This is a genomic window from Streptacidiphilus sp. PAMC 29251 (assembly GCF_054208735.2).
In genome coordinates this window covers 9,697,138-9,710,655 of record NZ_CM135725.2, presented here as the reverse complement: position 1 = coordinate 9,710,655, position 13,518 = coordinate 9,697,138, and the positions used below count along the sequence as shown (strand labels likewise).

At 72.0% G+C, this 13,518-nt stretch carries 16 protein-coding genes; 9 read left to right on the top strand and 7 right to left on the bottom strand.

Translation table 11 applies throughout. The annotated features are described in order from the left end of the window. Positions 1–56: 56 nt before the first annotated feature. The 3 genes from ACXKR8_RS46475 (at position 57) to ACXKR8_RS46465 (ending at position 2,760) form a co-directional block, all read left to right on the top strand. Complete coding sequence (locus ACXKR8_RS46475) at positions 57–1,067, top strand: hypothetical protein (RefSeq protein WP_458270580.1); 1,011 nt, start codon at positions 57–59, stop codon at positions 1,065–1,067. 395 nt (positions 1,068–1,462) lie between these two features. Then, the gene (locus ACXKR8_RS46470; protein ID WP_462100138.1) at positions 1,463–2,053 is read left to right on the top strand and encodes a condensation domain-containing protein; all 591 of its coding nucleotides are present in this window, start codon (positions 1,463–1,465) and stop codon (positions 2,051–2,053) included. Continuing rightward, positions 2,050–2,760, top strand: a complete 711-nt coding sequence (locus tag ACXKR8_RS46465) for a hypothetical protein (protein WP_462100137.1) — start codon at positions 2,050–2,052, stop codon at positions 2,758–2,760. The genes ACXKR8_RS46470 and ACXKR8_RS46465 overlap by 4 nt, the downstream gene beginning before the upstream one ends. 24 nt (positions 2,761–2,784) lie before the next feature. Here the strand turns inward: ACXKR8_RS46465 and ACXKR8_RS46460 are convergent, their stop codons facing one another. The 7 genes from ACXKR8_RS46460 to ACXKR8_RS46430 are packed head-to-tail and all read right to left on the bottom strand — an operon-like array spanning position 2,785 to position 8,013. After that, complete coding sequence (locus tag ACXKR8_RS46460; protein WP_458270578.1) at positions 2,785–3,774, bottom strand: UDP-glucuronic acid decarboxylase family protein; 990 nt, start codon at positions 3,772–3,774, stop codon at positions 2,785–2,787. 35 nt (positions 3,775–3,809) lie between these two features. Further along, positions 3,810–4,772: an ATP-binding cassette domain-containing protein gene (locus ACXKR8_RS46455; protein ID WP_458270577.1), complete on the bottom strand. Its 963-nt coding sequence runs from the start codon at positions 4,770–4,772 to the stop codon at positions 3,810–3,812. A gap of 47 nt (positions 4,773–4,819) precedes the next feature. Continuing rightward, positions 4,820–5,584, bottom strand: a complete 765-nt coding sequence (locus ACXKR8_RS46450; RefSeq protein WP_458270576.1) for an ABC transporter permease — start codon at positions 5,582–5,584, stop codon at positions 4,820–4,822. After that, complete coding sequence (locus tag ACXKR8_RS46445; protein ID WP_458270575.1) at positions 5,581–6,777, bottom strand: glycosyltransferase; 1,197 nt, start codon at positions 6,775–6,777, stop codon at positions 5,581–5,583. Before ACXKR8_RS46445 ends, ACXKR8_RS46450 begins: the two co-directional genes overlap by 4 nt. Next, the gene (locus tag ACXKR8_RS46440; RefSeq protein WP_458270574.1) at positions 6,777–7,076 is read right to left on the bottom strand and encodes a hypothetical protein; all 300 of its coding nucleotides are present in this window, start codon (positions 7,074–7,076) and stop codon (positions 6,777–6,779) included. Before ACXKR8_RS46440 ends, ACXKR8_RS46445 begins: the two co-directional genes overlap by 1 nt. Then, a complete protein-coding gene (locus ACXKR8_RS46435) occupies positions 7,073–7,639 on the bottom strand; it encodes a methyltransferase domain-containing protein (protein WP_462100732.1) in 567 nt (188 codons plus the stop codon). Before ACXKR8_RS46435 ends, ACXKR8_RS46440 begins: the two co-directional genes overlap by 4 nt. After that, the gene (locus ACXKR8_RS46430) at positions 7,573–8,013 is read right to left on the bottom strand and encodes a class I SAM-dependent methyltransferase (RefSeq protein WP_462100136.1); all 441 of its coding nucleotides are present in this window, start codon (positions 8,011–8,013) and stop codon (positions 7,573–7,575) included. The genes ACXKR8_RS46435 and ACXKR8_RS46430 overlap by 67 nt, the downstream gene beginning before the upstream one ends. A gap of 407 nt (positions 8,014–8,420) precedes the next feature. Between ACXKR8_RS46430 and ACXKR8_RS46425 the strand changes: the two genes are divergently transcribed. The 6 genes from ACXKR8_RS46425 to ACXKR8_RS46400 are packed head-to-tail and all read left to right on the top strand — an operon-like array spanning position 8,421 to position 13,517. Further along, on the top strand, positions 8,421–9,911 hold the full coding sequence (locus ACXKR8_RS46425) for a class I adenylate-forming enzyme family protein (protein WP_458270572.1): 1,491 nt from the start codon (positions 8,421–8,423) through the stop codon (positions 9,909–9,911). Then, positions 9,901–10,170, top strand: a complete 270-nt coding sequence (locus ACXKR8_RS46420; protein ID WP_458270571.1) for an acyl carrier protein — start codon at positions 9,901–9,903, stop codon at positions 10,168–10,170. The genes ACXKR8_RS46425 and ACXKR8_RS46420 overlap by 11 nt, the downstream gene beginning before the upstream one ends. A gap of 2 nt (positions 10,171–10,172) precedes the next feature. Continuing rightward, complete coding sequence (locus ACXKR8_RS46415; protein WP_458270570.1) at positions 10,173–10,433, top strand: acyl carrier protein; 261 nt, start codon at positions 10,173–10,175, stop codon at positions 10,431–10,433. Positions 10,434–10,459: 26 nt separating this feature from the next. Continuing rightward, entirely contained in the window at positions 10,460–11,608 is a 1,149-nt protein-coding gene (locus ACXKR8_RS46410) for a beta-ketoacyl synthase N-terminal-like domain-containing protein (RefSeq protein ID WP_458275253.1), read from the top strand. Next, the gene (locus tag ACXKR8_RS46405) at positions 11,605–12,225 is read left to right on the top strand and encodes a beta-ketoacyl synthase chain length factor (RefSeq protein WP_458270569.1); all 621 of its coding nucleotides are present in this window, start codon (positions 11,605–11,607) and stop codon (positions 12,223–12,225) included. Before ACXKR8_RS46410 ends, ACXKR8_RS46405 begins: the two co-directional genes overlap by 4 nt. Continuing rightward, positions 12,222–13,517, top strand: a complete 1,296-nt coding sequence (locus tag ACXKR8_RS46400; protein WP_462100135.1) for a beta-ketoacyl-[acyl-carrier-protein] synthase family protein — start codon at positions 12,222–12,224, stop codon at positions 13,515–13,517. Before ACXKR8_RS46405 ends, ACXKR8_RS46400 begins: the two co-directional genes overlap by 4 nt. Position 13,518: the final 1 nt, after the last annotated feature.

Here is a 13,518-nt window from a genome sequence, read left to right as displayed (position 1 = left end):
TGATCGATGCCATGACGTCTCGTGGGATGCAGGGGCTTCGACGGCGGGGGGACAGCTTGGCGGTGTTCGGTTGTGCGGGCTGCGGTGCGGTCCTGACGGCGGCGGTGTCGGAGGTGGCGCTGCCGATCCACCTGGCCGACACCCACTGGGAGAAGCTGCACCCGCCACTGCTGGAGGCCGGGTCCTACGCCGTCGACCCCGCGCCGTACGGGCCGCCGTGGCGGCAGTGGGACGAGGTCGGGGCGCGTGAGGCGGCAGAGCGAGGGCGCTTCGCGCCGTGCGGCGCGCTGTCCGACGGACCGTCGGACACCGTCCTGCTCGCGCCCGGCGACATGCGTGGCACCGGGCTGATCCTCGAACGGGCCGAGGGCTACTGCAGGGGCATCGACGGAAGGGACGGGCCGAACCTCGCCTGCCTGGGCTGCGATCTGCCGGTGGGAACGAGGATGGACGACTGCGGGTGCTGGCAGGTCGTCCGGCTCGTCCCGCAGGCGGTCGTGCGGCTGCCCGGCCCACCGGAGCGGCCGATCATGGATTGGGCGGAGTTGCTCGCCACCGGCGCGCTGTGGCGCCGGCTGAGCGAGTACCGGGACATCCCGGCGGGCGCGGCCCTCGCTCAGGTGGTGCTGGCCGCCGGGGGCGCACCGGTCGAGGTGGCGCCCGGGCCGGTCGCGGAACTCCTCGGCCGGGCACTCGGCGCGCTGCTGCCCGCTGAGGAAGGCGCGATGCGGCTGGACCTGGCGGGCCCGGGGTTGGCCGAGCCGGCCGCCGACCTGGTGCTGGTGCCGGTCCATCCGCAGACCGGGGACATCTGGCAGCCGCGCACCGGGTCGGCGCCGGTCCCCATGGATGCCGCACTCTGGGCCGAACTCGCCTTCTCGGAGCCGCACCGGACCCGGCTGCCGGTGGTCGGCGGGCTGCCGGCAGGCGTCGAGCGGGACGACCCGCTGCCGCCGCACCCGTGGTACCCGTTCCAGCCGTCCAGGAATGCCTTCCGGTACACACTCGCGCGGATGCCCGCCGTCGGCGAACCGTGGTTGCGGGCGATCTACGACCGAGGATGCTGACCGACATCGCACATTCAACGTCAGTGCACGAGATCCAGGGCGTCGGGCGGGGCACGCGGACACCGACACACCCTCGGGCATGATTTCTGATTGGCTGTCAGTGGTTCCGGGACGGATGTTTCCGGCCATGCGGCCAGGGAATTCCCGGGAATTCGAAATGGACATGACAATTCCATGGAGACTGACGCCGCAGGTATCCATTGTCTCCCACCGCGGTGATTCCGGAACCTCTCGCGTATACCCAACGCCCCCTCCGGGTCCCGCCGTGCACGTTATTATCTGACCGACCCGCGGGGCAGGCCCCTGGAGTCGCACGGGAAGGCTGATGTATTTTGACTGGTTCAGTCGAGCGGATAGCGGTCCCATTCGAGGGTGACGGCGCCGGGGAGGGGCCATTGTCCTGGGGCCAGAGCGAGAACTGGTCGACGATCGCGGCCATCGGCAACTGGTTCCCGCTGGGCGGGGTCAAGCCGCTCGAGCCGGGGACCTCGATCGAGGACATCGCCGCCGAGCTGCGGTATCTGATGGGCCGCTACCAGCCGATGCGCACCCGGCTGCGGTTCGACGCCGACGCCGACGGCCGGCCGATCCAGGTGGTGAGCGGCTCGGGCGAGATCGCGCTGGAGATCATCGACGCCGGGGAGATCGACCCGGCCGAGGTGGCCGACGCCGTGAGCGAGCGCTACCGGGCCGCTGACCTGGACTTCACCACCGACTGGCCGGTGCGGATGGGTGTGGTCCGGCACCAGGGCGAACTGACGCACCTGGTGGTGCTGATGAGCCACCTCGCGGTCGACGGCGCGGGTGCGATGATCATGATGACCGAGGTGGCGACGGGCGCGAGCGCCCCGTCCCCGACCTGCAGCCGCTGGCGCAGGCCCGGTGGCAGCAGTCCCCGGCCGGGCGACGGCAGAACGACGCCGCGCTGCGCTACCACGAGGGCATCCTCCGCAACGCCGAACCGCGCCGCTACCGGGAGCAGGTGACCCCTGATCAGCCCCGTTACTGGCAGGGGGAGTTCGACTCCCCGGCGATGCTTCCCGCGGTCCAGGCCATCGCCGAGCGCACCGGCCTCGGCTCCTCCACCGTCCTGCTCGCCCTCTTCGCCACCTCGCTGAGCGAGGTCACCGGGATCCACCCGGTGCTGCTCAGGCCGATCGTCGGGAACCGGTTCCGACCTGGGCTTTCCGGTGTGGTCTGCACCCTGGCGCAGGCCGGGATGTGTGTGCTGGAGGTGTCGCCCGACTCGCTCGACGAGACCGTGCAGCAGGCCCAGCGGTCCCTGATGAGCGCCTATAAGCACGGCTACTTCGAACCGGCCGCCATGGAGGAGATGAGGCAGCGGGTGGAGCAGGAGCGCGGGGTCACCGTCAACACCTCCTGCTTCTTCAACGACCGCCGCGGCGCGGCCGCCCAGCAGCCGGGGAGCCCGAGCAGCCCGGCCGGCCCGGGCTCCGCCGCACCGGACCAGGACGGGGCCCCGCAACCGGGCGCCTTCCGCTGGGTGCTGAGCCAGGACGCGCCCTCGCTGGAGTCGCTGTTCCTGCAGGTCGACGACGTCCCCGAGACGGTGCGGATGACCTTTGTGATGGACACCCACTGCCTGTCGCTGGCCGACGGCGAGGCGCTGGTGCGCGGCATGGAAACGGCCGCCCTGGTGGGGGCGGCCGCTGGAAGGGTGCTGCAGGTCTAGCCCGGTTTCCCGGCTGGCGGGCGGTCAGGAACCGCTGAGCGCCAGCCGGGAGAACCAGTCGATGGTCAGGGTCAGGCCCTTGTCGAAGTCCACGCTGGGCTGCCAGCCCAGCGCGGTGCGGGCCAGGCTGATGTCCGGCCGGCGCAGGGTGGGGTCGTCGCCCGGCCGCTCGACGAAGACGATCGACGAGGTGGAACGGCAGAGGTCGCGGACGTGGCGGGCCAGGTCCAGGACGCTCAGCTCGACCGGGTTGCCCAGGTTGATCGGTCCCTGGTGCCCGCTGGCGGCCGCCGCGAGGATCCCGCTCACGGTGTCGTCGACGTAGCAGATGGACCTGGTCTGGGCGCCGTCCCCGGACACCGTCAGCGGCTCTCCGGCCAGCGCCTGGGTGATGAAGGTCGGCACCGCCCGGCCGTCCTTGGGCCGCATCCGCGGACCGTAGGTGTTGAAGAGGCGCACGATCACCGTGTCCACCCCGTAGGTGGTGCGGTAGGCCGTGGTCAGCGCCTCGGCGTAGCGCTTGGCCTCGTCGTACTGGCTGCGCGGGCCCACCGGGTTGACGTTGCCCCAGTAGGACTCGACCTGGGGGTGCACCAGCGGGTCGCCGTAGACCTCGGAGGTGGAGGCGAGCAGGAAGCGGGCGCCCTTGCGGCGGGCCAGCTCCAGGGCGTTCAGGGTGCCGTGGGCGCCCGCCTTGAGGGTCTCGATCGGGTGCCGCGCGTAGTCGTGCGGGGAGGCCGGGGAGGCCAGGTGGAGCACCAGGTCGACCGGTCCCTCCACGTCGAAGGGCTCGGAGACGTCCCTCTCCTCGAAGGTGAACTCCGGGTCCTCCTCGGGCCGGGTGCCCAGGTTGTCGACCGAGCCGGTCAGCAGGTTGTCCACGCAGACGACCGAGGCCCCCTCCGCGCGCAGCCGGTCGCAGAGGTGCGAGCCGACGAAGCCGGCGCCCCCGGTGACCACCGCGCGGCGGACCCGGAAGCCCTCGTCCGCACCTGAACCGGATTCCACAGCCATGTCCGTCTCCTTCGTCGTCGCGCCACGCGTCATGGTCAGGACTCCCGCAGCGAGCGGCCGGTCTTGGTGAGGAACACGTCGTCGAGCGTCGGGCGGTGCAGTTCGATGGTGGCCAGTTCGATCCCGGCGTCGGCCAGGGCCCGCATGATCTGCGGCATCGCCGTCTCGCCGAAGTCCACCGACAGCCGCAGGTCGCCGTCCTCGCGGACCTCGGTCGAGCGGACGCAGTCCTGTTCGGCCAGCACCTCGGAGGCCTTCTCGGCCACCTCGGCGTCGGCCACGCCGACGGTGACCACCTCGCCGGCGATCTCCCGCTTGAGCTCGGCCGGGGTGCCCCGGGCGACGATGGTGCCGCCGTCGATGATGGCGATCCGGTCGCAGAGCGCGTCGGCCTCGTCCAGGTAGTGCGTGGTCAGGAAGACGGTCATGCCCTCGGAGCGGAGCCGACGGATCTCGTCCCACATGTGGGCCCGGCTCTGCGGGTCCAGGCCCGAGGTGGGCTCGTCCAGGAAGAGCACCTTGGGCCGGTGGATCACGCCGAGCGCGATGTCCACCCGGCGGCGCTGACCGCCGGAGTAGGTGCGGCAGTTGCGGTCGGCGTACTCGGTGAGGTCGAAGGCGGCCAGGGCGTCGACGGCCCGGCTCTGGCCCTCGGCCTTGCTGAGGCCGTGCATCCTGGCCTGCATCACCAGTTCCTCACGGGCCGTCACGTCGTCCCAGGTGCCGCCGCCCTGGGCGATGTAGCCGATGTTGCGGCGCACCGCCGCCTGCTCGGTGCGCAGGTCGGCGCCCGCGATCACGGCCTGGCCGCCGTCCGGCGGGAGCAGGGTGGCGAGCATCCGCAGGGTGGTGGTCTTGCCGGCGCCGTTGGGGCCGAGGAAGCCGAAGATCTCGCCCTCGGCCACGCTGAGGTCGATTCCGGTCACCGCGTCGACGGTGGCGGACTTCTTCCGGCGCCCGGTCTGGAAGGACTTCCGCAGTCCGCTGGTCTCGATCATCAGGACGTCCTTGTCGGGGTCGGTCGGGTCGGGATGAGGGGATGGATTCAACGGACGGAGCGGGCGAACAGCCGGGACGACCAGGTCAGCGCCAGCAGCGCGACCCCGCCCATCAGCGCGAGGCTCTCCCAGACCGCGGCGTCGCCGGGGTGTCCCGCGAACAGCGAGCGCATACCGACGACGGCCCAGCTGAAGGGGTTCCAGTCGGACGCGCGGCGCAGCCAGAGCGGTGCCAGCGCCAGCGGCAGCAGCGTGCCGGACAGCAGCATCAGCGGCTGGGCCAGGTTGTTGACCAGCTGGCCGAGCACATTGGGGTTGGTCACCTTGAGCGCGATCCCGTAGGAGAGGGCCGAGCTGCTCAGGGTGATCAGGGCCAGCAGGGCGTAGGCGAGCAGCAGGTCGGGGATCCGCACGAACAGGCCGAGCGGCAGCGACAGCACGATGATGATGCCGGCCTGGATCACCAGCGTGACCACGTCCCGCAGGGAGCGGCCGAGCAGCAGCGCCACCCTGCTGATCGGGGTCACCCGGGCCCGCTCGATGACGCCCGAGCTCAGCTCGGCCAGCAGGCCGAAGCCGACGTAGAGGCCGCCGCCGAGCGCCAGCGCGACCAGCATCCCGGGGACGTAGATCCGGTAGGCGTCGGCCATCGAGCCCGCACCCATGGAGGCCAGCGCGGGCTTCAGCAGCGGCGCGAACAGGGCCAGGTAGACGACCGGCTGGGCCACGCCCAGGACGATCGAGAGCGGTGATCGGGTCATCAGCAGCATGTGCCGCTGGAACACCAGCCAGGTGTCGCGGAGCGTCTTCACGTGGGTGCGCTTCCCGTTCTTTGGATGAGCTTCGAATAGGGGTCAGGGGAGATGAGCACGGCTTCCAGGTGCCGGGCCGCGGCGGGCGCCCCGCCGGCGGCGGCGAAGGAGTCGCGGATACGGCCCGCCGCGGCGCGGTAGGAGGGGTCGTCCAGCACCGCCAGCAGGTCCTCGCGCAGCGGCTTGGGCCGCACGCTCGCGAAGCGGACCCGGCGGCCGGCGCCGGCCGCCGCCACCTGGGCGGCGTTGATCGGCTGGTCCCCCTTGATCGGCGCGACGACCAGCGGCACCCCGTGCGCCAGTGCCTCGCAGACCGTGTTCAGGCCGCCGTGGCTGACCACCGCGTCCAGCCGGGGCATCAGTTCCAGCACCGGCACCCGGGGTCGGACCAGCACATGCCCGGGCGCATCGACGACGGTGCCGTCCGGCGCCGCGACGATGGCCTGGACGCTGTCGCCGAGCGGGCGCAGCGCCTCGATCACCCGGGCATGGAACTCCTGGGCCAGGTCCAGCGCCAGGGTGCCCACGGTGACCAGGACGTGCCGGCGGCCGGGGTCGAGCCAGTCCCAGGGGAAGTCGGGGTCCGGGGGCCGCGGGGCCAGCGCGGGGCCGACCAGGACAGCGTTGTCGGGCCACTCCAGCGGGCCCGTCAGTGCATGGCCGGTGAAAGCGATGAGCAGGTGCGGTGAGAAGCGCAGGTCGTGCGGCGGCTCGCCGGGCAGTCCCGCGGTGGTCCAGATCGCCGCCAGCCGCCCCTGCAGCCAGGCCTCGACCTTGGGCAGCGCCCGGTAGGGCCTGGTCAGCTCCATGGTGGTGGGCGCGATGGAGACCCAGGGCAGTCCGGCCCGGTGCGCCGCCAGCGCGCCGGCCACCGCGTGCTGGTCCACCACCAGGACGTCCGGCTGGAAATCGGCCACCGCGCGCTCGATGCCGGGCAGCGTGGTCTTGGCATGCGGGACGATGTAGCCGTCCCAGCGGGACTTGGCCGCGGCCATCCCCCGGTCGGCCTGGCCGCGGTGGGCCCGCAGCGGGATCTTGGCGATCACTGCCTCGGGGCCGAGCAGCGGCCGCAGGAAGGACTCGGAGCCCGCCCAGAGCACCTCGTGCCCGCGGGCGAGCAGCTCCTTGGCCACCGCGCCCATCGGGTTCACATGGCCGGCCAGCGGCAGCGAGACGAAGAGGTAGCGCCCCATCAGCCACCGACCGCGGGCGGCACGGTGTCGCCCCGCCGGGCGGCGACGTACGCGGCCACGTCGGCGACGGTCAGGGCGATGATCTCGTCGATGTCCAGCCCGGCGACATGGTCGACCAGGTCGATCCGGTCCCCGTAGTGCCGGCGCAGCGCCAGGCTCCACTCCGCCAGCTCATGGCTCTCCACCAGCAGGTCTCCGTCGATCCTGGCGTCAGGACCGACGGATTCCAGCCAGGCCTCGTCCTCGCCGACGATGTCCTGCAGCAGCTCGGCGACCTCGCGGACGAGCCCGGCGCTCATGGCGTCCGACCAGCTGGCGGGCCCTCTAGGGCCGCCTGCGGGTCTGCCACCGGGGCCGCCTGCGGGTCCGGTTCGATGGCCCGCAGCGCGCCGTAGGTGATGACGCCGGTGTCGAAGCCCTTCTTCATCAGCGGTCCGGCGTGGAAGAAGCCGAGCACGTCGACGCCGCGCTCGCGGGCCAGGTCGCGCATGACCGTGCGGCCCCGCTCGAACTGCTGGATCTGCGCGAAGCCGGGGTCCCAGGAGTTGGCGACGGCCTTGCTCCAGTCCACCGAGGAGACGTCCTCGAAGCCGGCCGCGCGGGCCTGCCGCTCGTGCTCCTCCAGCGAGGAGAAGTCGGGCATGACCTGGTGCTGCAGGATCTTCCGGACCAACTCCTGCTCGTCCGGCTCCAGTTCGCCGTCCCGCACCGACCAGGTGGCGACGGCGAGCAGGCCGCCGGGGCGCAGCAGCCGTCGGGCCTCGGCGAAGAAGGCCGGCCGGTCCGGCAGGTGCATCAGGCTCTCCACCGCCCAGACCACGTCGAAGGACTGGTCCGGGAAGCCGGTGCTGAGCGCGTCCAGCTGGTGGAAGCGGGCCCGGTCGGCGACCCCGCGGCCAGCGCCTTCTCATTGGCGCGGGCGGCCTGCAGGGCGCTCAGGGTGACGCCCTCGACGGTGCAGCCCAGCGGCCCGGCGAGGTACAGCGCGGGCCCGCCGATGCCGCAGCCCACGTCGAGGACCTTCGACCCGGCGGGAACGCCGGCGAAGTCGACCAGTTCACGAACCAAGCGGTCGGTGGCGGCGTGCCGGTCCGCCCCGTTGAGGCCGGGGGCCTCGCCGGGATCCCAGAAGCCGTGGTGGACGTGCTCACCCCAGAGGTCCTCGTAGAGGTCGAGGGTGATGTCGTAGTAGCGCTCCACGGCCGTGTTCAGGCCGGAGTCAATCCCTGGTTCCACTGATGGCCAATCCTCGAAAAGTTGGCGTGAATGCGCGCTCGAAGGCAGCTTGAAAGAAACTCGAAGCCTCGGGAAACCGGCCGCTTTATGCAGCCACCTTGAAAAAAGTGAACTGACGGGCCGAACCGGCGAGTGTTACTGACGAGTAGTTCGGGAATGGCAAATCGCTGCCGGATCACGGCAGTTGGCCAACCGGCGGCCACACTAGCGGGAGAGCGATCTCCCGTCAATGCACCAAAAAAGACCATCGGTGGCCGATTGATCGCCTGGAGAGTTGCGGAAATGGCGGCGCCGGATTCTGGGCCTTGACAGGGAACAATTCAGAGTTGAAAGTTCGGCGTGGGAATTCCGTCAGCTCGGCTGATCGTGACCGCTGATCGTGACCGGGGAAGAGGTTCTGGTTCTTCATGAAGGCTGCCGCCGCAACTCCGCCGAAGGGCCCGGGCCCGCCTGCGCTCGATCCCTCCTGGGTCGACGAAGTCCTCCTCGCCGGCTCCGGCGCCGAGACCTGCCTGTACCTGGACGATCCGGTCAGCCGGGAGCAACTGCGCGCGCTGGTACGGGAACGGCAGGCCGTCCTGGCCGAGGCCGGCCTGCGCCGGGGCGGCTCTGTCGCGCTGTGCCTGGCCCCCTCGCTCGCGCTGGTCGCCAACCTGCTCGCGGCGTGGCGGATCGGGGCCCAGGCCTCGCTGCTGGACCACCGGCTCACGCCCTTCGAGACCGAGCGGGCGCTGACCCGGCTGGAACCCCAGGTCGTGGTCTCCGCCGAGCAGATCGGCGGCGGCCCGGCGCGCGGGTTCTACGACGTCAGCGAGGTCGTCGCCGCCCGCGCGGGTGTCCCCGCCCGCACCGCGCACGCCGTGGTGCAGCTCAGTTCCGGCTCGACCGGCCCGGCCAAGGTGATCGGGCGCACGGCGGCCGACCTGATCGCCGAGATCGACCGCTACGCGCAGATCGACGGGGTCCCCCGGGCCGGTGAGCGCATCGTCTCGATGGCCTCGATGGTCCACGTCCTGGGACTGGTCGGCGGACTGCTGCACTCGCTGTACGCCGGCGTGCAGTTGGCGATCCCGCGGCGGCCCACCGCGGACGGGATCCTGGCCACCGTGGCAGCAGGGCCGGAACCGACCACCCTGCTCGGGGTGCCGTTCCACATCGAACTGCTCAGCTGGGTCACCGAACCGCCCCGGCTGCCCCAGCTCACCGGGATGACCACCGGCGGCGAGCTGGTCCGGGCCCAGGTGCACGACGCCTTCGTGGACCGCTACGGCATCCGGCTGGGCAGCATGTACGGGATGACCGAGGTCGGCGTCATCGCCACCGACCTGTTCGGCCGCGACCGCCCGGAACTGACCCCGGCCCCCGGCCTCACTCTCCGTGAGCAGGACGGCGAGCTGCTGATCGCCCGCGAGCAGTCCCCGTACATCGACTTCGACGATCCCACCCGCTGGTCCGACGGCTGGCTGCACACCAGGGACGGCGGCGCGGTCGACCCGGACAGCGGGCTGGTCCGGGTGCTGGGGCGACGCGACTCGCAGGTGTCGATCGGCGGTCTCAAGGTCGACCTCACCGAGGTCGAGCACACCCTGGCCGAGCTGCCTGAGGTCGCCTCCGGCGTGGTGGTGTTCGGCACCTCGATCGAGGCCTACGTGGTGCTGCGCGAACCCGGCACCGAGGCGCGGGTGGAAGCCCAGCTGACGGAGCGTCTGGCGGCCTACAAACGGCCCCGTCTGCTCCACGTGGTGGACCAACTGCCGCGCACCGCCACCGGAAAACTCGTCCGCGACCGGACCGTCCTGCGGGACACCGGCCAGGGGCCGCACCAACCAACCGTCCAAGAACCGGTCCATCAGAACCACCAGGTCCACGAGAAGGGGAGCCACCGCGATGTCCACTGAGGAGATCCGAGAGTTCGTGCTCGCGTCACTGACCGAGATGAACTACGACATCACCGGAGTCGACGACGACACCCCGCTCGGCCCGGCCGGCGCCGACCTGGAGTCGCTCTCGCTGGCCGAGTTGGGGGTCAGGGTCGAGGAGCGCTTCGGCGTCCGATTCGACGAGGACGAGGCCGAGCTGCTCGGCACCATGACCGTCGGCGAGTTCGGTGCGGCGGTGGCCGCCCGGATCGTGTCCGCGTCGGCCGCGGGCCACTGAGCGTGACGGCAGGACCCGGGCGCGCCGAGGTCGTCGCGATGCTCACCGGCTTCGGGGACCGCACGCCCGAGCAGGTCCCCGAGGGCATCGACTCGATGGAACTGGCCTGGCTGGTCCACCAGATCGAGCAGCAGTACGGCATTCGGCTGGACGACGACGACCTGGCCGGGATGACCACCGTGTCCGGCGTGGTCAAGGTGCTCGCCGACCTGCTGCCCGGCACCACCACCCCACTGGCTGCAGAAGAGCCCGACCGTGCCTGACCGATCAAGGAGACGAGGTGACTGAGATGGTGTCGGTAGCCCGCCGCGGAGCCGGCGCCGTCGTGGTCACCGGGGCCGCCGTGCTCAGCGCTTTCGGCGAGGGCGTCGAACCGCTGCTGTCCGCCGCACTCGACGGCAGGCCGGCGTTCGCGCCGGTCCAGCGTTTCGACGTCTCCGACCGGCGCGCCGAACAGGCCGCCACCCACCCCGGAAACCCGTTCCTGGTCGACGAGTTGACCAGGATCATCGGACAGGCCTGCGACCAGGCCGGCCTGTCCGCCGCCCAGCGTGCCGACTGCCGGTTGCACCTCGCGGTGCACGGTGATCCGGCGCTGCCACGGGTGGCCGAGGCGGACCGGACCGCCCATGGCGCGGACGTGTTCGCCGACGACATCGCCCGGCGCAGCGGTCTTTCCGCCGCCACCAGGGCCTACACCTCGGCCTGTGTGGCGTCGAGCACCGCGGTGGCCGACGCCGCCGCGGCGATCGCCCGGGGCCAGGCCGACCGGATCGTGGTCGCGGCCGGCTATCTGGTCGACGCCGACCAGTTCGCCGTCTTCGACGCCGGCCGCGCGCTGGCCCGGGACGGACGGGTCCGCCCGTTCAGTGCCGGGCGCGGCGGGCTGCTGCTGGGCGACGGCGTGGTCGCCGTGGTGGTGGAGTCCGCCGAGGCGGCCCGGGGACGGCGGGCCCGGCCACTGGCCCGGCTGGCCGGCTGGGGGCGTGCGGGCGACGCCTTCCATGTCTGCCAACCCAGGCCCGACGGCGCGGGGTTGGCCCGGGCGATCACCGACGCCCTGCACCGCGGCCGGATCGGGCCGGAGCGGATCGGCTATGTCAACGCCCACGGCGCGGGCACACCGATCAGCGACACCTCCGAATCCGCGGCCCTGCACCGGGCGTTGGGCGAGACCGCGGCGACCGTCCCGGTCAGTTCCACCAAGTCGGTGCACGGCCAGGCGCTGGAGGCCGGCGCCCTGCTCGAGCTGGTGGTCACCATGGCCGCGCTGCGGGCCGGGAAACTCCCGGTCAACGCCGGCTACCTGGGCCCGGATCCGACCTGTGAGCTGAATCTGATTCTCGATCAGGCCGCGGATCCGGCGGGTGACTTCGGGCTGAGCCTGACCATGGCCTTCGGTGGGGCGAACACCGCACTCCTGGTCGGCACACCGTGACCGGGACCACCACTGACGCAGCGTCAGAACTGAGCGCAAGCGCCGACGCGGCCGGTCTCCAGGTGCTGGCCCGGGCCTCGTGGCCGGAGTCGGCGGAGGACCGGACCGCACCGCCGATCGCCGGATTCATCGTCTCCTCGTTCAGCCCGCTCGCCGCCGAAGTGGCCCGCCGCTGCCTCGACCGCAGGACGGCCGGTGAAGCGGCGGAACCTCCGGTCACCGCCCTGGTCGTGGTCAGCCCGTTGGGCGACCTGGCCGGTGCGGTGCATGTGGCCGAGTCCGTGGACCACGGCCGCCGGGTCGGGCCGCTGCTGTTCTTCCAGGCGGTCCCCAACGCGGTGGCCGGCCATGTGGCCGCGCTGTGGCAGTTGACCGGACCGGTCGTGAGCGTCGGTGACACCCGGGCCGGACTGGAGGTGGCAGCCCTGCTGCTCGCGGACCGGGACGCCGACCAGGCCCTGCTGATCCGGGTCGACCAAGCCCCCACCGCCGATGGGCGCGACCGGGCCGGGGCCGTCCTGCTACGGGCCGGAGCGCCGCAGGACCCGGACGCACCAGGCGACTTATCGCTTCAGAACAGCACAGAACCGCACCACCGCAAGGGAGAACAACGGTGACCGAGGCGCGACACAGAAACGCCGGACGAGCGGAAGTCGTCGTCAGCGGGATGGGCATGGTCACACCGGTCGGCACCAGCGCCGCCGAGGTGATGGCGGCGATGTGCGAGGGCCGGTCCGGGATCGTCCGTCCGCCCGAAGGGCCGCTGACCGACTCACTGGAGGTGGCCGCCTTCGCCCCGCCGATCGACCCCGCCTCGCTGCTCTCCGGTCCGGACAGCCGGGTGGTGGACCGCTACATCGTGCTGGCGATGCAGGCCGCGGCGGACGCGCTGGCCGACGCCGGGATCGAGGTGGGCCGCGATGTCGACCCCTACCGGATCGGGGTGATCCTGTCCGGGGCCGGCGGTCTGGCCACCCTGGAGGCCCAGGTCATCATCCGCACCCAGCGCGGCCGACTGGGCGTCAGCCCCTATCTGCTGCCGGGGATGCTGCCCAATATGAGCGCGGCCCGGGTCGCCATCCGGCACGGCATCCGCGGCTACAGCTCCTCGATCGGCACCGCCTGCGCGGCCGGGGCCCAGTCCATCGGCGAGGGCCTGCGACTGCTGCGCGCCGACGAGGCCGATGTGGTGGTGGTCGGCTGCGGCGAGGCGCCGCTGTTCCCGACGCTGGCCGACACCTTCGGCAACGCCCGGGCGCTGGCCCGGGGTTGGGCCGCGGACCCGACCGCCGCCAGCCGCCCGTTCGACCGCCGCCGGAACGGCCTGGTGCTGGGCGAGGGGGCCGGGGTGCTGGTGCTGGAACGCGCCGAGCACGCGGACGCCCGCGGCGCGGCCGGGTACGCCGACGTACTCGGCTGGGGCGCCACCAACGACGCCCACCACCCCACCACCCCGCGCCCGGACGGCGAGGGAGCCGCCGCGTGCATGCGGCTGGCCCTGGCGAACGCCGGGATCGGCGCGGAGGACGTCGGCTACATCAACGCCCACGGCACCAGCACCAAACTCGGCGACCTCGCCGAGGTGGTGGCGATCCGCCGGGTCTTCGGCGAGGAGTCCCCGCCGGTCAGCTCCACCAAGGCGGTCACCGGGCACATGCTCGGCGCCTCCGGGGCGGTCGAGTCGGCGGTCTCGGTGCTGGCGCTGCAACGCGAACTGCTGCCGCCGACGCACAACCTCGACGACCCCGACCCGGCCTGCGAACTCGACCACATCCGCAAGGTCCCCGCCCGGCACCCGGGCTCAGCCATGTCATGTCGAACTCGTTCGGGTTCGGCGGCCACAACATCAGCCTTGTCTACGGACGGCCGAGCACCCGGCTGTCCCGAACAACCTGACGACACCGAGTGAT